Annotated in this window: 13 protein-coding genes; 7 read left to right on the plus strand and 6 right to left on the minus strand. The window is 66.0% G+C overall.

Translation table 11 applies throughout. From position 1 onward, the window contains the following. The first annotated feature begins 68 nt into the window (after nt 1–68). On the plus strand, nt 69–1,250 hold the full coding sequence (locus B9C43_RS03240; RefSeq protein ID WP_160096281.1) for an MFS transporter: 1,182 nt from the start codon (nt 69–71) through the stop codon (nt 1,248–1,250). A gap of 167 nt (nt 1,251–1,417) precedes the next feature. Continuing rightward, a complete protein-coding gene (locus tag B9C43_RS03245) occupies nt 1,418–2,752 on the plus strand; it encodes a GGDEF domain-containing protein (protein WP_143446076.1) in 1,335 nt (444 codons plus the stop codon). Here the strand turns inward: B9C43_RS03245 and B9C43_RS03250 are convergent. Next, nucleotides 2,691–3,083, minus strand: a complete 393-nt coding sequence (locus tag B9C43_RS03250) for a winged helix-turn-helix transcriptional regulator (RefSeq protein ID WP_051894676.1) — start codon at nt 3,081–3,083, stop codon at nt 2,691–2,693. The two genes, B9C43_RS03245 and B9C43_RS03250, sit on opposite strands and share 62 nt — an antisense overlap. A 240-nt stretch (nt 3,084–3,323) precedes the next feature. Further along, a complete protein-coding gene (locus tag B9C43_RS03255; RefSeq protein WP_084424504.1) occupies nt 3,324–5,453 on the minus strand; it encodes a BTAD domain-containing putative transcriptional regulator in 2,130 nt (709 codons plus the stop codon). A 291-nt stretch (nt 5,454–5,744) separates the two neighbouring features. Here B9C43_RS03255 and B9C43_RS03260 point away from each other — a divergent pair, with 291 nt between their 5' ends. Then, on the plus strand, nt 5,745–8,495 hold the full coding sequence (locus B9C43_RS03260; RefSeq protein ID WP_235038520.1) for an AfsR/SARP family transcriptional regulator: 2,751 nt from the start codon (nt 5,745–5,747) through the stop codon (nt 8,493–8,495). 101 nt (nt 8,496–8,596) lie between these two features. Further along, nucleotides 8,597–9,124, plus strand: a complete 528-nt coding sequence (locus B9C43_RS03265; protein ID WP_143446077.1) for an AMIN-like domain-containing (lipo)protein — start codon at nt 8,597–8,599, stop codon at nt 9,122–9,124. A 38-nt stretch (nt 9,125–9,162) separates the two neighbouring features. Here the strand turns inward: B9C43_RS03265 and B9C43_RS03270 are convergent, their stop codons facing one another. Further along, nucleotides 9,163–12,171 carry a discoidin domain-containing protein gene (locus tag B9C43_RS03270; protein ID WP_235038410.1) on the minus strand — a complete coding sequence of 1,003 codons (3,009 nt, stop codon included), beginning with the start codon at nt 12,169–12,171 and terminating at the stop codon, nt 9,163–9,165. Nucleotides 12,172–12,336: 165 nt separating this feature from the next. On the opposite strand from B9C43_RS03270, the gene B9C43_RS03275 reads away from it, so the two are divergent. The 3 genes from B9C43_RS03275 to B9C43_RS03285 all read left to right on the plus strand — a co-directional run bounded on the left by B9C43_RS03275 (nt 12,337) and on the right by B9C43_RS03285 (nt 15,592). After that, a complete protein-coding gene (locus B9C43_RS03275; protein ID WP_084424508.1) occupies nt 12,337–13,566 on the plus strand; it encodes a styrene monooxygenase/indole monooxygenase family protein in 1,230 nt (409 codons plus the stop codon). A gap of 497 nt (nt 13,567–14,063) precedes the next feature. Continuing rightward, nucleotides 14,064–15,191: a VanZ family protein gene (locus B9C43_RS03280; protein ID WP_084424509.1), complete on the plus strand. Its 1,128-nt coding sequence runs from the start codon at nt 14,064–14,066 to the stop codon at nt 15,189–15,191. After that, the gene (locus B9C43_RS03285; protein ID WP_084424510.1) at nt 15,188–15,592 is read left to right on the plus strand and encodes a hypothetical protein; all 405 of its coding nucleotides are present in this window, start codon (nt 15,188–15,190) and stop codon (nt 15,590–15,592) included. Before B9C43_RS03280 ends, B9C43_RS03285 begins: the two co-directional genes overlap by 4 nt. Here B9C43_RS03285 and B9C43_RS03290 read toward each other — a convergent pair. Genes B9C43_RS03290 through B9C43_RS03300 form a run of 3 tightly spaced genes read right to left on the minus strand, consistent with a single transcriptional unit; the run spans nt 15,589 to nt 19,202 of the window. Next, nucleotides 15,589–17,349 carry an alkaline phosphatase D family protein gene (locus B9C43_RS03290; protein WP_033392370.1) on the minus strand — a complete coding sequence of 587 codons (1,761 nt, stop codon included), beginning with the start codon at nt 17,347–17,349 and terminating at the stop codon, nt 15,589–15,591. The two genes, B9C43_RS03285 and B9C43_RS03290, sit on opposite strands and share 4 nt — an antisense overlap. A 31-nt stretch (nt 17,350–17,380) precedes the next feature. Further along, nucleotides 17,381–18,634 carry a threonine ammonia-lyase IlvA gene (ilvA, locus tag B9C43_RS03295; protein WP_084424511.1) on the minus strand — a complete coding sequence of 418 codons (1,254 nt, stop codon included), beginning with the start codon at nt 18,632–18,634 and terminating at the stop codon, nt 17,381–17,383. A gap of 43 nt (nt 18,635–18,677) precedes the next feature. Then, a complete protein-coding gene (locus B9C43_RS03300) occupies nt 18,678–19,202 on the minus strand; it encodes a GNAT family N-acetyltransferase (RefSeq protein ID WP_084424512.1) in 525 nt (174 codons plus the stop codon). Nucleotide 19,203: the final 1 nt, after the last annotated feature.

The following is a 19,203-nucleotide window of genomic DNA, read 5'->3' on the forward strand; positions in this document are numbered from 1 at the left end:
GCGGTGACCTTAGATCTATCACGGTAGGTAGTCGACGCAACACGGTCCGCCGTTTACAGTGCAAAACTGTGCGCGGTGACAGTGGGGTGCGGTTGACGGCTGTGCTGCGCGTGCGGGAGTTCCGGGGGTTGTGGCTCGCCGAGCTGTTGTCGGTCGGTGGGGATCAGCTCGCGCGAGTCGCTGTCGCTGTCCTTGTCTACCGGCAGACGGGGTCGGCGACGTGGACGACGCTCAGCTATGCGATGACGTTCCTGCCGAATCTGTTGGGCAGCGTGTTCCTGGCGAGTCTTGCCGACCGGTTCAGAAGGCGGGAGTTGATCGTTGCGACCGACCTGTGCCGGGCGCTCTTGGCTGCTGTCATGGCGGTGCCGGGGTTGCCGTTGCCGGTTCTCGGTGTCCTCGTCGCCTTGTTGTCGTTCGCGGGTGGGCCGTTCAAGGCCGCGCAGCTTTCCTTGATGTACCAAGTGCTTGGTCAGCATTACGTGCAAGGCCTCTCCATCCGGACGATCTCCACGCAGCTGGCTCAGCTCGTGGGGTTTGCGGCCGGGGGAGCGGTGCTCACCATCGTGAGTCCCTACGCGGTGTTGGCGTTCAACGCGGCGACGTTCGTGATGGCCGCGGTCATGGTCTGGCTGACGGTGAACAGTCGTCCTGGGACGGATCGCACGAGAAGCACGACGGGTGTCGCACGGATGATCTGGCGCGATCCTGTGCTGCGTAGCTTGATCGTGTTGGCGTGGATGGTCGGTCTCTTCGTTGTGCCCGAGGGGCTTGCCGCGCCCTACGCTGACGAGCTCATGGCCGGGGTTGCCGCCGTCGGGTTTCTGATGGCCGCCGATCCGGCGGGCAGCATTATTGGCGCGTGGCTGTCCGGCCGCATGACCGAGCAGGCGCGGGAGCGCATGCTCGTTCCGTTCGCGATTCTCGCCGGGGTTCCCCTCATCCTCTGCTTTCTGCAACCCGGTGTGCTGATTTCCGTCGTGCTGTGGGGGATTTCCGGTGTCGCGTCGACCGCGTACCTCATCGAAACCCAGGCCGCTTTTGTCAAGCGGGTACCCGAGTATTGCCGGGGCACCGCTGTGGGCTTGGGCAGTGCGGGTGTCCAGGCATCACAAGGTGTCGCGATCGCGTTGGGCGGCGTTGTCGCCGACGCCGTCAGCCCGAGTACCGCCGTCGCGTTGGCCGGTCTCAGTGGTGCGGGATTTGCCGCCCTTGTCGGTGTCTCGTGGCTTCGCGCCCGCCAGCGGTAATGATTCTGGCCTCGCGACGATAGATGTCTGGCGAGCGCGAGGCACACGGTCGGTGCTCACCAGTCCTTTCCGCGCATCTCCTGTCACCTCCGTTCTGCAGCTAGTACGGTTTGTGTCCGGGCAGTTACACTGTTCGATCGGGCGGGAGGTGAGAAGAAGTCGTGACCATGTTCCGCTTCCGAAGCCGACGACACAAAGGGCTCGCGAACCCGGCGAGCTGGTCGGTGTGGTCGCTCCCGCGCCACCTTGTCTGTTATGTCCTCGGCGTCGACGCTTTCGCGGTCATCATCACCGCTGTTCTGCTGAGCACCAACCCGCCGACAACGCGCGATCTTGTCATGGGCGGCGCGATCATCGGCCTAGGCTTGGTGAACGCCGAGATATCCCGGCATGTCGAGCGCATGCGCAGGAGGTTCTCCGACACCCCGCACGTCAATCTCACTTCGATCTGGACCGTCGCCGCCGCATTGGTTCTGTCGCCGGGACTCGCGGCCGGGGTTGTCGCGGCGCTGTATCTGCACTTGTGGATTCGTAGCTGGTATCGCGTCCGTGGTGTGCACGCCTATCGCCTCACGTTCAGCGCGGCCACCATTGTTCTCGCCTGCCACGCGGCCACCGGAATCCAGCAGCTGCTCGGACCGGAAACCCTCGTCAAAGCAGTATTCCCGGAAGCGCTCTGGGGTATTCCACTCGCCATCGCCGCGTTCTCGGCGGTGAACACCGGGCTGATCGCCGGGGCCATCGCTTTGTCCGAGCGCACGCTGAAACCCGTGCGGATTCTGGGCAGCTGGCACGCCAACGCACTGGAATTCGCGACCATCTGCCTCGGCGCGCTCGCCGCGATCCTGCTGGCCTGGAAACCGTTGCTGGTCGCGTTGTTCATCCCGGCTTTGCACGTGCTGCACCGCAGCCTGTTGATCCGCCAGTTCGAGCAGGCCGCCGCGACCGACCCGAAGACCGGGCTGCTGAATGCCGCGGCCTGGCACACCGTCATCACCAAGGAGTACGACCGCGCCAAGCGGGAAGGCACGACGCTCGGTGTCCTGATGATCGACCTCGACCACTTCAAGCAGGTCAACGACGGTTACGGCCATCTGGCGGGCGACCAGGTCCTCGAAGCGGTCGCCAACGCGCTGCGGGCCGAGACCCGCCGGTACGACGTGGTCGGCCGGTTCGGCGGTGAGGAGTTCGTGATCGGCCTGCCCGAGGTCGAGGACAAGGAGCTCATCGAGATCGGCGAACGCATCTGCGAGCGGATCAGGAAACTCCGGGTCACGGTCAACGACAACGAAGTGGTCGACGGCCTGACCGTGTCCATCGGCGCGGCCGCCTACCCGGCTACCCGGGGCGGCCTCGACCAGTTGCTGCTCGCGGCCGACCTCGCCGCGTTCGGCGCCAAGGACGCCGGCCGCGACCAGGTCGTGGTGAGCAGGCCGCAGGCTAAGGGCCGCGGCGCTGCCGCGCGGACTCGAGCTCAGCCTGGTGGTCCTGAGCCCACTTGATCAACGGGCGCACCGACCTGAGCAGCGAGCTGCCCATCGGCGTGAGTTCGTAGTACACCGGCTGGAACAGCGCGTCCGGCGTGCTCTGCCGTTGCACAATGCCGTCCCGCTGCAGCCTCGACAGCGTTTCGGTAAGCACTTTCCTGGTCAACGGGCGGACGTGGTTGACCCAGCCGGACCGTTCTTCAACGGCATTGATCGCATTCAGCAGATCGGTGAAGTTCAGCGGGCCGGGCGCCAATGACGCGAGCACAGCGGGAACCCATTGCCCGTTGAGCACCGCCATGGCGTCCAGCAGGCTTTGTCGATATGGGACATTTTCGCCTGCCATCACGCCACCCCCTCCGACACCGGGCTTCAGCGTACCTCCGAATGAGTGAACATCGCCGTGTTACCTCAAGGTGTCACGGGCACTCACCTTGCGGTAACACGGCGCCACCGGGGTAGGAACGAATAGGGCGAGGGCAAGGGGGGCACAAGCGGCCATGACTCGATCCATTACTGGGAGGCCATCCGCGCATGTGGTGTTCCAGCGGATCTGGAGTCATGGCCGCTTCCGTCCGATGATGATCTAACGGGCGTCCCTGACAAAGTGTGCGAATGTCGGGATCGGAACCGCAGGGAATGCGCCGAGCAGATTCGCTCGGGACACCCGGCCGTTTCCGGCCAGCACGCTCGCCGCGCGTGATCGCGCCGCGCGGTAGAAATCGATCAGGTTCTGGGCGGGTTCCTGGATTTCTTGTCCGGCTTTCTGCCTGGCATAGGCACGCAACAGGTCGTGGAACCGGAATCGGCCGTTGACGTCCCGGTCGAGCAGATGCGCGTCGGCCAGTTCGTCGAGCAGCGCGCCGGCTTTTTCGCGTGACGTGTTCAGCAGGACGGCTGCGGCGTACACGTCCAAAGTGTTTCCCGGCAGCAACCCGAGCAATCGGAACAGCCGGGCGCCTTCAGCGGACAACTTGTTGTACGACCACGAGAACACCGCACCGATCGAGGCATACGGATCGTCGCCCGCGTCGAGCAGCCGCAGCCGGTGCTGCTCGTCGGCGAGCTCCTCAGCCAGTTCCACGAGGTCGACGTCGGGCTTGCGGGCTGCGAGGTCCGCGACCAGCCGGATCGCCAACGGCAGGTGGCCGCACTGCTCGACCAGTGCGTCGGAGGCCTCAGGCGCACTGGTGACCCGGTCGCCGATCAGGGTCGTCATCAGTGCACGGGACTCGGCCAGGCTCAGCACCCCGAGGTCGATCAGCCGCGCGCCTTCCCGGACGGCGAGGCCACGCAGCGAGTCGCGACTCGTGATCACCACGAACGCCTCGGACGTGCCCGGCAGCAACGGCCGTACGACGCTGGCGGCCTGAGCGTTGTCCAGGATCATCAGCATGCGCCGGTCGGCGACCACCGTGCGGAACAGCGCCGAGCGCTCGTTGACGTCACGCGGTATGGAATGGGTCTCGACGCCCAGCGCACGCAGGAACGCGGCCAGGGCATCGGCCGGATCGACCGGCTCGTCGGGGTCGTAGCCACGCAGGTTGACGTACAGCTGGCCGTCCGGGAAGTGGTGCTTGTTCTTGTGCCCCCAGTGCAGGGCCAACGCTGTCTTGCCGACGCCCGCGGAGCCCGCGATCGCGGCGATCACCATGGCGGCTGAGTTGCCGCCGCGGACCTCGGCCAGCAGCGAGTCCAGCGCGGCCAGCTGGTGACGGCGGCCGGAGAAACACACCACGTCGGCGGGCAACTGTGCGGGCACGAACCGGCTCGCCTTGGCCGGAACGTCCTGGCGCAGCACACGTTCGTGCGCACTGCGCAACTCGGCGCTCGGGTCGACGCCGAGTTCGTTGCCCAGCAGCTGCCGTGCGCCCGCGTACAGGCTGATCGCGTCCGCCTGCCTGCCCGCGGCGGCCAGCGCGAGCATGACTCGTGCCAGCAGGCCCTCGTGCATCGGCGCTTCCACGATCAACGCCTGCAGCCTGCGGATCACGTCGTCCTGCCTGCTCGGCTCGACAACCGCGTCCGCGTAGGCCATCGCCGCACTGATCCGGCGTTCCTGCGCCGAGACGGCGGCCGGATGCCACCGCAACCGGTCCGGCAGATCCGCGAGGACCGGGCCACGCCACTGGTCCAATGCGGCTGCCAGTTTCTCCGGATTTTCACCTTGCTGGAGCAGTGCGTCGAATTCCGCGATATCGAGTTCCTGCGCACCGAGGGTCAAACGGTAGCCGCTCGGCGCCGTGACGATGGCGTTGTGGCCGTGGGAGCCACCATTTCCGAGCGCTTTCCGTAGCCGGGTGACGTACGTGTGAATGAGGTTCTGCCAGGTCGGGGGCGGTGTGGTGCCCCACAGCAGCTCCACGATCTCGTCACGGGAAACGGTCGTGCCGTACCGCAGCGCGAGCAATCCGAGCAGGCACCGTTGCTTTTGTGCGCCCAGTTCCTGCACCACACCGCCCAGCTGGACGGCCAACGGCCCGAGCACGCTCACTCGAATGGCCGAGTCCGAACAGCAGCACGCGATCTCCGGGTCAATCCCCAGCGTGCTGATCACCCGGTCGATCGACTTGGACAGCGTGTCGGGTAGCCGGCCTTGTTCGATTTTGCCGATCGTCCGGACGCTCAGGTCCGCCAGTTCGGCCAAATCACGTTGCGTCAATCCCAACTCCACGCGCCGTCGCCGAACCACCGTCCCGAATGCGGTACCACGCATCACAACCCCCCGGTTGTCGCACACTCGCCCACCCCGCGCCTGGCAACTGCGTGCCAGATACGCGGTAAAGATACCGATCTTGTCCCCGCGATGCCGATAACTGCTGGTCCAGGGCCTGCGACCTGCGCTTATCCAGTACAGGTCCGGTCCAGCGGCGCTGGTTATCCTGCAGTGGCCAGGGGACGGGAGTGCAATGCGGTATTTGCATCGGGCGGGTTTCGACTCGGTTTATCCCGAAGTGTGGACGCCAGATTTTCCACGCGTATCCGCCATTCGGGGGAGCGCGGCGTGATGCGGCCCGAAATCGACATCCACGTGCTCGGGCCGTGGGAGATCCGGCGGGACGGCGAGATCGTGGCGATCCCGCCGGGGCAGTTGCGCGTTCTGCTGGCCGCACTGGTGATCTCGGTCGGCCAACCAGTCACCACCGACACGCTGGCCGAACGGCTTTGGCCAGAGGAGCAGCCCGGCAACGCACGTGGGTCGTTGCACACGTATGTCGGCCGCGTGCGGCAGTTGCTCGGCCACGACGTCATCCGGCGCGTCTCCGCCGGCCGTTATCAGCTCAGCGTCGAGCCGGATCGAGTCGACCTCTACCGGTTCCGCGAGCTGCTGCGGCAATCTCGCACGCAGCTGAGCCCGCACCAGGAACTGGCGCTGTTGTACGAGGCGTTGCGGCTCTGGCGCGGCAGGCCGTTCTCCGATGTCGCCTCGTCCTGGGTGGACAGGGACGTCGTGCCGAGGCTGACCGAGGAGTGGTTCGCCGCGACCGAGCGGCGGATCGACATCGAGATGGACGTCCGGCAACCCGAGTCCATCATCGCCGAGCTGCACGAGCTGACCGGCCAATACCCGACCAGGGAGTCGCTGTGGGTCCGGCTGATCTTGGCGTTGCACCGGGCTGGCAGGCGTGAGGACGCGCTGGTCGCGTACGCCCAGGTCTTCCGGGTGCTCAGTGACGAGTTCGGCATCGATCCCGGCGCGGAGCTGCAGCGGTTGCGCCGTGAGGTGCTGCAAGGGCACCCCACGGCGGTGCTCCGGGCGCCAGCGCCACGCCAGCTGCCGCATGACATCGCCAAGTTCACCGGCAGGCAGGAGGAACTGACCAAACTCGACTCACTGCTGACCAACCTCGACGGCGCGCCGATCATCGTCTCGATCGACGGTGCGCCAGGGATGGGCAAGACCGCGCTGGCCCTGCACTGGGCGCACCGGGTCGCCGACAAGTACTCCGATGTCCAGCTCTACCTCAACCTGCGCGGTTACGGCCCGGGCGAGCCCGTGCCGCCGGACGCGGCGGCCGAGGCGCTGTTGCGTGAGCTCGGGGTCTCCGGCGATGCCATTCCGTCTGATGTGGACGAACGGTCGGCACTGCTGCGGAGCAAGCTGTCCGACCGGCGGCCGTTGATCCTGTTGGACAACGCGCGGGACGCGGGCCAAGTGCGGCCGTTGCTGCCGGGTTCGTCCGCGCTGGTGATCGTCACGAGCCGCAACCAGCTGCGCGGACTGTCGGTTCGGGACGGCGCCCACCGCGTGACGCTGAACCCGATGTCCCATCGGCAGGCCATCGACTTGCTGTCGTCGGCCATCGGGCCACACCGCGTGGCCGAAGAGCCCACGGCGGCGGCACGACTGGTGAGGTTGTGCGACTACCTGCCGCTGGCGCTGGCGATCGTGGCCGAACGCGCCCACCGCACCGATTCGCTGGCGGACGTGGTGCTGGCGTTGGAAGACGAGAAGGCGCGGCTGGACAACCTCGGTAGCGGCGACGACGATCCGCATACCGACCTGCGCGCGGCACTGTCGTGGTCCTACCGCGCCTTGCGCAAGTCCGCGGCGTTGATGTTCCGCAAGCTCGGCTTGTTGCCCGCCAACGACATCGGCCTTGACGCCGCCGCGGCGTTGAGCGGAATGCCGCGCGGGCAAGCGAAGGACGCGCTGGACCAGCTGATCGCGACCAACCTGCTCGAACAACCACGCCCTGGCCGATACCAGCTGCACGACCTGATTCGCTTGTACGCCACCAAGATGGTGATGATTCACGAGGTGCAGGCTGAGCGGGACGAGGCGATCGAGCGCGTGCTCGACTGGTACCTGCACGCCGCGGTGGCCGCGGACAAAGTGCTGATCCCGCACCGCAACCGGGACTTCGTAGCGCCGCACAAGGCGCGGATCCCGCCGCCGGTCTTCGTCGATGCCAAGGAAGTCACCGCCTGGTTCGAGGATGAGTACGAGTCGCTGCGTTCGATCACCGCGTGGGCGGCGACCAACGGCTGGGACGGTCACGCGTGGCGCATCGCGATGGCGTTGACGACGTTGTTCGACAGTGCGGTGCCGTGGCGGGAAGGCCTCAAGTTCTTCCAGTCCGCACTGGACGGTGCCAAGGCCGCGGGGGAGCGCGCGGGCGAGGCGTACCTGCTGAATTCTGTCGGCTGTATTCACTTGGACAAGGAGGAATACCACAAAGCCAAGTCCTACTTCGAGCGGTCGCTCGCTCGTTTCCGCGAGCTGGACATCGCCCGCGGCCTCGGCATGACGCTGGGGAACCTGTCGATGACACACGCCAACCTCGGCGACGGCGAGATCGCCCGCGACTACGCGCGAGCCGCGCTGGACCTGTACGAGGATGTCGACTACCCGCGCGGAATCACGCAGAACCTGGACAACCTCGGCATCGCACTGCGGGTGGCCGGTGACTACGCCGCAGCGGTGGAGAGCCATCTGCAAGCCCACCAACGGTTCCTGCGGTCGGGTGACGTGATGACCGAGGCGTTCAACCAGCACAACCTAGGCCTGGCCTACGCGGCACTCGGTGACATCCCACGGGCCATCCGGGCCTTGCGGACGTCGATTTCCTTCCAGCGCGCGACCGCCAACCGCCGCTGGGAAGCCGTCACCATGGCCGATCTGGGGAAAGTCATCAAAGCCGCCGGGCATCCCCGGATCGCGCGCAGCGTGCTGACTTCGGCGATGAACATCATGCTGGAGCTGGCCGACCCCCGAGCCAAGGACATCGAGGCAGACCTGGCCATGATGCTCTGACGCAACCTGCGCCGGTGATCGAACGTCCTGCAGAGAAGCCGGATTTTCCGGTGCATTCTCGAGGGGAGTCGAGAACGATGTCACGCAGGACATTGCTGCTCTTGATCGTAACAGTGGCCGCGTTGCTGGTGCCACTGTCCGCGGCGGCGGCACCGACACCACCAGCCGCACCAGCCGCACCAGCGGCCTGCGGCGTCACGTGGGGTTCACAGAAGAAGATGGCACCGTCCACGATGTTCGGCGAACTCGTGGACATCCGCACAGGCAGGCATGACTGCTACGACCGGCTGGTGCTGGGCTTCACTTCGCACGTCGACGGATTCGTGGTGTCCTATGTGGATCAGCTGGTCGAGGACCCGACCGGTGTGCCGATCCCGCTGCGCGGCGAGGCAAGGCTGTCGGTTGCCGCGCACGGACCCGCGTACAACGACAACGGTCAGCCGACTTACACGTTCCAGAACCGCAACGAGCTCGTCGACCTCACCGGGTATCAGACGTTCCGCCAACTGGCATGGGCCGGTTCGTTCGAGGCGATCACCACGGTCGGGCTTGGTGTCCGTGCGCGGCTGCCGTTCCGCGTGTTCACGTGGGACAACAAGGTCATCGTGGACGTCGCCCACACCTGGTGACCGGGTGGGCCCTCGGGTGTCCGAGGGCCCGTGTCCTGTCAGAGTCCCGCGCCATAGGGATAAAGCGGATTGCCGTAGGTACTCGGTGGTTGTTGTCCTGCGTCGATCCGGGCCCGGATCTCGTTGCGTTGAGCGGGTGTTGCGGCGAGGTCGTAAGGCAGGTCCCATTGCTCGGTCGCGTCGGCGGGGATGTCGCTGCCGCCTGGCCGTAGGACGTCACCCAGCGCTCGCGGCAGTTGCCAAGGCAGCCTGCCGCGAGCGGTGTAATCGCCGAACAGCAGGCTGGCCAGTGCCGGGCCCATTTCCTCGCCGCCGCGGTACGTGACCACGATGGCGCTCGCGAGGTCATGCCATTCGGTAATGACGTACGGCCGAGGCATGACCAAAGCGACTACCACCGGGATCCCCTGGCGTTGGAAGTTCTGGATGATCGAGAGCTGATCCGGTGGCAGGTAAGGCTGTTCCTTCACCCAGTTCGTGCCGTGGGTGTACGACGCCTCGCCGACGGCGACCACGGCGAGCTTCGGGGCGGGGCCAGTGTCCTGGTAGACGTTGACGCCTGCCTGGGACGCCCGTGCCTTGATCGCGTCGAGGATGTTCAACGAGCCGTATTCCTGGTGGAAGTAGCTTGTCCAGACACAGCAAGCATTCGAGTCCGCGGCCCGCGGCCCGGCCACCACGATGTTGTCGCCTCGGTTCAGCCGAAGCGGCAAGACACCGTTGTTCTTCAGCAACGTCATCGACTCGCGTGCCGCTTGGTTGGCCAGAGCCGTGTACGCCGGTGTATGGAACCGATATGGCCCGTTGACCGGATCACCGTACGGATTCTCGAACAGTCCCATTTGGAACTTCAGCCGGAGCACACGCCGCACGGCGTCGTTGATCCGAGCCGCAGGCACATTGGCGACGAACGACCCGATGCTGAACCCGGCCGCGCCCGGGTCCGCGCCGCCCATCACGTCGGACCCGGCGTTGGCCGCGCCGATCCACGAGCCAGACGGCAGCCAGTCGGTCGTGATCAGACCGGTGAACCCGAGGTTCTGCCGCAGGTACGCGAGGATCTTCGCGCTGTCACCCGCTCCGGGCCCGCCGGGATCGAGGAAGGAGCTGCCCGCGTAACCCGGCATGATGTTGACCGCACCGGCTTCCATCGCCGCACGGAACGGCACCATGTGGTACTTGATGGTCACCGCGTCGAAGACGATCAAGGCCTCGCCACCGGCGCCTTCGCCTGGCCAGTGCTTGACCGTGGCGAGCACGGACGACGGGTTGAGCTCGGGCCCGCCTTGCAACCCGGCGACCAGAGCCCGCACCTGTGCCGCCGCGACCTCCGCGTTCTCGCCGTTGCCTTCCTGGATGCGGGGGTAGAGCACCTTCGTGCCCACCTCGGCCAGCGGGCCGAGCACGCCGCGCGTGCCGACTTCGAGTTGCTCACGGCGTTGCATGTCGCCGAGTTTGTAGTCGAGCGGGTAGTTCTTGGCCGCTGCCAAAGCACTCTGCAGCGGGTACGTCGTCTTGTACCCGCTGATCGTGTCACCGGCCGAGACGAACGGGATGCCGAGCCGGGTGCCGGAGGACGCCAGCAGGATGTTGTGCAGGTCCTGCGCCTCCGCAGGACCGAAATGCCACCCGGCCTGCGGGAAGGCCTGGGCGTTGTAGAACATCTGGTACGCCTTCTCCTCGGCGGTCATCCGGCCGAGGAGATCGTTCACGCGGGTCTCGACCGGTTGACGCCAGTCCTCGTACGGCTCGATCGCGCCGTTGCGGTTCAAGTCCCTGGCACCGTTGACGATCGACACGCCGTCGGCAACGTTCTCAGGCGTCGGCAGGTACACGCTGAACTGCCAGATGTTCGACGCGCTGCCGTCGCTGGCCACCACGAACCACTTGTAGGTCCACCGATCGGAGATGTCCCACGTGGGTGTGTAGCTCGTGCCGCCGAGTTCGGCGACCTTCGTGTACAGGTCGATCAGGTTGCCGGAGGCGGCGAAGTCGTAGTCCTCCCGGCTGACGTTGATCCACACCTGGTAGCGGGTCGCGCCGGGCATGGCGTTCCACGACAGCGCCGGACGCCGGGTGGTCGTGATCATCGCGCCGTCGGCCGGTGCGGTCAGCGCGAACCGGCCGGTGTTGCCAGGCGCTTTGGTCGGCGGGGACAGCAAAGGCGGCTTGGTCGTCGTGGTGTCGACCGTGCCGAAGACCTGGAACTCCCAGAGCGAGTAGCCGTAACCCGTGGCACGGGCCGTGCCCAGCATCCGGATGTACCGTCCGGTGCCGCTGATGTTGAGTGTTTCGGTGCCGCCAGTGCCGTTCGTCGTGGTGTGGATCGGTGTCCAGGTTGTGGTGTCGTTGGACGTCTCGATCCGGTAGCCCTTGGCGTACGCGCCTTCCCAGACCAGCTTGACCTGGTTGATGGCCGCCGGGCCGCCGAGGTCGACCCGGATCCACTGCGGGTCACTGAATTGGCTGGACCACCGGGTCGTCGTCCGGCCGTCGAGTGCGGCGGCAGGTGCGTTCCCGCCCTCCCACGACGAAGCGGTCACTTGCTTGAACTCGGAGATGGGCGTGCCTGTCGGGGGAGCGGTGGTGAGTTCGCCGAAGACCTGGAACTCCCACAACGAGTAGCCCCACCCAGTGGCCCGGGTGGTGGCGAGCACCCGGACGTGACGGCCGTTCCCGTTCACCGCAAGGGTTTGCGTGCCGCCAGTGCCGGTGGCAGTCGAATAGATGTCCGACCAGCTCGACCCGTCGCCGGAGGTCTGGATCCGGAAGGCGCTGGCGTACGCGGCCTCCCAGGAGAGGATGATCCCGTCGATCCGCGCGGTGCCACCAAGATCGACCTGGATCCACTGCGGATCGCTGAACTGGCTGGACCAACGGGTGGCTGGATTGCCGTCAGTGGCGCTGGCGGCGGTGGTCGCGTCGTTCTCGATCGACGACGCGGTAGTCGTTTTGCCTTGAGACAGCAGAACACTCGCCGCCTGTGCCGTCACAACCAAGGACAGCAGCAAGACGAAAGCGAGCGCCAAACCCAGAACTCGGCGCATACACAGCTCCATGCAGGGTGACCGGCACCGACGAGGCAGGGGCGCCGGTGTCGTGCGGGCGTCTGGGAGAGCGCTCTCCGAGACTTAGCGTGTCCGACGAATCGCCCTTAAGTCAAGCCATGTGGGCCTATCCATGGCCGGAGAAGCGTTGGGAATGTGGGGACCATGCGCCGAATTGTGATCATTGGAGCCGGCCAAGCCGGCCTCGTGCTGGCACTGGGCTTGCAGAAACGCGGTTACGACGTGACGGTCGTCGCGGAGAAGACAGCGGACGAGGTCAGGTACGGAAGGCTGATCTCCAACCAGTGCGTCTTCCACCCAGCACTGGAACGAGAACGCGAACTCGGCATCAACCTCTGGGACGACGAAGTCCAACCAGTCGAAGAGGTCGCGTTCAACGCCGCAGGCGGCCCCGCCGGGACGGAACCAGCGATCGCATGGCGCCAGAAATTCGACCACCCAGCCCAATCAGTGGATCAACGGGTGAAGGTCTCCGACTGGATGACCTTGTTCGAGGCACAAGGTGGCGAAATCCGCCACCACAAGGTCACCCCCAACGACCTCGACGCCTACGCGGCCGAGTTCGAACTGGTGATCGTAGCGGCAGGCCGCGGACCCCAATTCGACGCACTGTTCCCCCGTAACCCCGAATTCTCGCCCTACGCGGAGCCACAGCGAGCGATCGGGATCGCCTACGTCCGCACAAAGCACCCGATGCCACCCGGCCTGATATTCAACCTCGGCCCGCACGGCGAGAACTTCATCCTGCCAGTGCTTTCGGTACAGGGAAAGGTCCACGGAATAGGCTTCTTCGGCATCCCCGGCGGCCCGATGGACGTCTGGCACGACGTGACGGACATCGACCAACACCTGGAGATCGGAGTAGAACTCCTGCGCGCCCATTTCCCATGGAACAAAGGAATCCTGGAGGAAGCAGAACCCGCAGGCCCATTGGAGATGCTGCACGGAGCAATAACCCCGACAGTCCGCCACCCAGTCGGCAAGCTCCCCTCAGGCAAACTGGTCCTGGCCATGGGCGATACAGCGGTAACCAACGACCCGGTCGGCGGCCAAGGCGCGAACATGGCAGCCCGCGCGGCAAAGTCCTATCAGGAAGCAATCCTGGCCCAAGAAGACAGGGACTTCGACGAGAAGTTCATGCACGACGCCTTCGCGAAGTACTGGGCGGTAGCACAACACGCGACCGCGTTCAACAACGCCCTACTCGCCCCACCACCAGAGCACGTACTCGCAACCTTGGACACGGCGCAGCGGGTACCGGAGGTTGCCCACCGGTTCGCGCACCTGTTTGAGAACCCGGTCGGCTACACCGGATGGCTGACAGACCGGGAGGTGTCGATGCGTTACCTACAGGAGGCAACGGCCCGGGCCTGAACCTCAAGGGCGACAACCGAAACACCGAACCCACCACGAGTTGAGGGAACAGCGGAGTCGGGCATCAAGCCACAGCGGAGGCGCGCCAGAAGGGGCAGCGAGCGGAAGCGGGCCCGAAGCCAAAGCGGAGGCAGCGCGAGCCACAGAAAAGGGTGCGCCCCAACCAACAGCGAAGGCGCGCCCTGGCCCAAGTGGAGGCGCGCCCAAGCCACGAAAGAGGCGCGCCAAAAGTGGTAGTCGGCGCGATTTTGTGTGGAGTGGCGCCGCAAATAAGCTTGTCGGCGGGGCAGGGCCGCAGGTCCTGCCCGCTTTCCCTGCCTTTTGCGGCGCAGAGGCTCCACACCAAATCGCGCCGACCTCTCACAGGAGCGCGCCGAAGGCGACCACAGAGCGCGCCGCGGTGAGCCAGAGCGCGCCGACCCAACCCAAGAGCGCCCCGCAGCGACCAACAAAGACCCCGAGGAATGAAGCCACCCCCACCGGGGTAACAATCCGACGTGGTCGCAACCTACCTGCTCCCGGTCCAGACGGCGTTGCTGCTGTTCCCGATAGTCGTCCTGGTAGTCATGTTGCCGGTAGCAGTAGTGAGCTACCGCCGCAGAGGACGCGCAGGAGGCTGGGCGAACGTCATCTTCTACGCCTTCCTCTTCTACCTCCTCGCCGCCGTAATGCAGACGATCATGCCCCTCCCGCGAAACCCGGAGTGGTACTGCGCAACCCAAAACTACGCGAGCACACCTCAACTCCGGCCCTTCTACTTCATCGAAGTCATCGAGCAGCGTGCCAGGGGCCGCTGGACCCCGGGAGCGATGCTCCGCAACCCTGCCCTCTGGAGCACCGCCCTCAACGTCGTCCTGCTCGCCCCGCTCGGCTTCTTCCTGCGCTACATGGCGAAAACCCGCTTCGTAGCGGCCATCGCGATCGGCTTCGGCACGTCCCTGCTGTTCGAACTCACCCAGCTCACCGGCCTCTGGTTCGTGTATCCCTGCGCGTACCGGCTGTTCAGTGTGGACGACCTGATCCTCAACACAACCGGCGCGGCGATCGGCTGGCTGATCGCGGGCCCGTTGACCCGCTGGCTGCCCAACCTCGAACCTGACCGAGACCGAAAGCGTTACGCGGGCCGGGTAACCCCGAGCCGCCGAGTCTTCGCCTTCCTCGCCGACGCCATCGGATTCGCCACCCTGACAGCGTTCGTCCTCGGCATCATGACGCTGTTCGGCGGTTCACCCCAAGGCCCGGTCATCGTGATCCTGGGCGGAGTCTGGTTCCTGCTGATCCCAACGCTGACAGGCGCGACCCCAGGCAAACGGGCGATGCTCCTGCGCATCGAGCGCACCAACGGCCACCGCGCAGGCCCGATCTCCTTGGCGGTGCGCTACGGGATCCTGTTGTCCCCGTTGTGGTTGCTGTGGATCGCGTTGTCCGTCGACGATTGGGACATCTTCGCCAACCCCGAACAGTTGCTCATCCCCGCGGGTGCGGTGATCTCCCTCCTCATCGTGGGCATCTGGACGCCGCTCGCCGTCTTCTTCGGCGACGAATCGGCTCCTTACGAGCGGCTTTCCCGGACAGTCAACGTCGCGGTCGTGCGAGAAAGGGCGAGCGATAAGGTCGCCCGATGAAGTGGCTGTTATGGGCCCAACTCGTCGTGGTGTTGGCGGCCTTGACCATTGGTGCCATAGCGATCTACATGCAACCGGACGGTACGGTGGTGGCGTTGGGCATGAGTCTGACGCCATTCGTGCTGATCATTGGCCCGGTGATGGGCCTGATCGCGCTCAAGCGGCGCAAAGGCTACGTCCCTGCAGGGATCGTCCAGCTTGTGCCTGTGGTGTTCGTCGTGGCGGCGCTGTTCTCCGAGACTCCCGAAGACGTGGGCTGGTCCGGGTATGTGCCGCTGAACATGGCGGACCAGATAACGCGGACGTTGCAGTGGTTGACCTGGTCGACTTGGTTGGTCGCCGCAGCAACAGTGCTGGCAGTGGTGTCAGCACTGTTGCTGTTCAGGCGTAAGGAAAACTAGGCCGGTTCGTCGGACCTGGCACCGACCGGGCCAGTCGCCGGGCTGACTTTCCGTGACCCGGCAAGGGTTTGCCAGCTGGTCGTGTGCGCTGTCGTGACGCTCTGAACCACGCGCGGGTCAGGCTGAGCGCTCGTTGGCACGGGCGTGTGGTGGAAGTCCGCCTGCACCCGATCCGGAGTCACGTCGATCAACGCGTAACCGTGGCCGATACCGTCGAGATACTTGATCCACGGGTTGCGTCCGGCCAGTGTGCCAGTGATCTGCCGAGTCGCCGTGACCACAGCCTCGGCAGGTGTCCCGACTGGCAGCCGTGCCCTGGCCAGTTCGTAGAAACCGTCACTCGTCACCGAAGGGCAGACGAACTCGACACCGACGGGCGTGTAGTCCGCGCCCGCCTTCGACGGGATCTCCACCGCCCACGACGAATGGATGTCACCGGTCAGCACGACCACGTTGTTCGACACGCCCGCGATGTGGTTGACCAGATCCGCTTGCTGCGCGCGGTAACCGTCCCACTGGTCGGAGTTGATCAACGTCATGGTCGGCGGCAGGTTCAGCAGCGGGCCGGGGATCATCAACGGGCTGAGCACCACCTGGTTGCCGATCAGGTGCCACGGCTTGCCGCGGGACGAGTTCTTCAGCCACGCCATCTGTTCCGGCTCGATCATCTGCCGCGCCGGATCGTTGAGCTGGGCGTCCACTTCGGGCGTACCGATCGGGATGAAACCACCGCCACGTGTGGTGTACGGCGGCACGTCCACCTGCGCGGTCCGGTTCTGCCGACTCTCCAGAACGGACAGGTCGCCGAGCGGCCCGAAGCTGAAGCCGCGGAAGAACCTGGTGCCCTGGTGCGGCACAACCCGCTGCTCAGGCAGCCGGAACGGCATCCACTCCAGATACGCCTGGTACGCCACCTTGCGCCTGGCGAGGAACGAGCCCTCGGTGTCCGGCGAGTGGTTGTTGGCACCGTCTTTCCACGCGTTGTCGGCGACCTCGTGGTCGTCGAAGATCGTGATGAACGGGTGCTGCCGGTGGGCCAGCGCCAGATCAGGGTCGGCTTTGTGCAACGCGTGCCGCAGCCGGTACCCGGTCAGGTCGAGGGTCTCGGTCTCCGGCTTGTGGTCGCGGATGCCGATCAGCTCCGGCGGTCCGGAGCGGTCCGCGCCGTTGCCGTACTCGTAGAAGTAGTCGCCGAGGTGCAGGACGAAGTCGAGATCCGTGCGCTGCCCCAGAGCGCGGTACGCGGCGAAGTAACCGCCGGTGTAGTTGCTGCACGACACGAGCCCGAATCGCAAGGCGTGCAAGCGATCGCCGTCATCGGGTGCGGTCTGTGTGCGGCCGACCGGGCTCGTCTCACCCTCGGCGTGGAATCGGTAGTAGTAGCGCGTGTACGGCTGCAGGCCGGTGACATCGACCTTCACGGTGTGGTCGGAAGCCGCGGACGTCAGCACCCCGCCCCGCTTGACCACATGCCGGAACGCCTCGTCCCGTGCGACCTCCCAACGCACGAAGATCGGGCGGCCGAGCCCGCTGCCGGGCGTCGCGATTTGTCTGCCTTCACAAGGTGGTGTGGCTCTTGTCCAGATCACCACGGCGGTCCCCAGTGGATCGCCACTGGCCACGCCGTACCCGAATATCCCCCTGGCAGCGGGTGCGGCGGCGGCTTCGAAGTCGAACACCCGGATGGATCCGGCGATGGCGGCCGCACCAAGCGCGGCGCCTTTCAGAATCGACCTACGGCTGGGCGTTGCGTTCATGCGCACACACCCTAGTGATCTGAGCTGAATCTCAGACGACGAACGTGAAAAGTGGGCTGTCCGGCGGGACTCGTTCGATCCGGTGGGGGACCGCGCTCATCCGCTTGAGCATCGCCTCGAGGTTCTCCGGCGCACCGAGCTCGATGCCGACCAGCGCGGGACCGGTCTCCCGGTTGTTGCGCTTGACGTATTCGAACAGCGTGATGTCGTCGTCCGGCCCGAGGATGTCGTCGAGGAACCGGCGCAGCGCGCCAGGCTCCTGCGGGAACTCGACCAGGAAGTAGTGCTTGCGACCCTCGAACACCAACGCCCGCTCGACGATCTCGGCGTACCGGCTGACGTCGTTGTTGCCGCCGGACAGAATGCACACCACGGTCGAGCCCGGCTTGAGGCCGAGCGGCAGGCCAAGGGTCGTCGTCGCGAGCGCACCAGCGGGCTCGCTGATGATCCCGTCGGACTGGTACAGGTCGAGCATCTCGACGCAGATCTGGCCTTCCGGCACGGCGACAAGCCGTGGCCGCTGGTCGTTGACCACGGCGAACGTGTGCTGCCCGACCTTGCGGACCGCGGCGCCGTCGACAAAGGGATCGAGGTGGTCCAGGTCGACCGGTTCGCCGTGCTCCAGCGCGGCGGCCATGCTGGTGGCGCCGAGCGGTTCGGCCCCGATCACGGTGACCTCGGGGTGGGTCTCGCGCAGCCAGACCAACGTCCCGGCGAGCAGCCCGCCACCGCCGACCGGCACGATCACGGCGTCAGGCGCGTGGCCGAGCTGTTCGATGACTTCCTTGATGACCGTGCCCTGGCCGGCGATGGTGCGCGGGTCGTCGAAGGCCGGAACCAACGTCATCCCGGTCGCCTGCGCGTGCGTGTAGGCAGCGGCTGCCGCCTCGTCGTACGTCTCACCTTCGACAACGATGTGCACGAACTTGCCGCCGAGGCTCGCGACGCGCTCCCGCTTCTGCCGGGGCGTGGTCCGGGGGAGATACACCCGGGCGGAGATCCCCAGCGACGCGCACGCGAACGCCACGCCCTGGCCGTGGTTGCCCGCGCTGGCGCACACCACGCCGCGCTCGCGCTCCTCGGCCGACAGGTTGCTGAGCAGGTTGTACGCGCCACGGCCCTTGTAGGAGCGGACTTTGTGCAGATCCTCCCGTTTGAGCCAGACGTCCAAGTCGTACCGTTGCGACAACCGCTCGTTGCGCTGCAATGGGCTTGGTTGGATGACTCCGGCGAACCGGCGTGCCGCCGCGACGACATCCGCCGCGTCCGGGCGTTGTGCGGACAAACCGCCGCTCCTGTCCTGCTCTATTCGGGCTAGACCCGGCAGTCTACGTCGCGCCGGAGCTCAGCACATAAGCCACCCGTCGATCACCATATTGGTTCCTGAACTGGGCGGATGGCCGCCAACCGGCCGATTTGTACAGTCGGCAGGCCAGGGCGTCCGGATGGGTGACCAGCCAGGCGTCGCGGGCACACACAAAGTGGTCAAGCAGTGCACGGCCAACCCCGCGACCCCGCGACACAGGGTTGACCATGAGCTCTACCACCGCCACCGCGGGCGCGACCAAGCGTTCGGTCGGCACCACCCGGGCGACGGCGCGGTGGAGCGTGTCATCCGGCAGCTCGGGCGGCATCGGCCAGCCGTACACCACGCCCAGCAGGCCCGCGTCGCCGACCGCGACGGATCCGGACAAACCCGGCCGTTCCAGGTGCTTGGCCAGGACGTTGACGTAGTCGTCGAGCATCTCCTGCGGCTCGTTCCACGGCGGATCCGCGAAGCACTGGCGATACAGCTCGTGCAATGGCTCGCGTAAGTCGCCGAGCTGGGTCGCGTCCACGCTGTCGATCCGCATG

This window comes from Kibdelosporangium aridum, assembly GCF_900176515.1.
Taxonomy (GTDB): domain Bacteria; phylum Actinomycetota; class Actinomycetes; order Mycobacteriales; family Pseudonocardiaceae; genus Kibdelosporangium; species Kibdelosporangium aridum.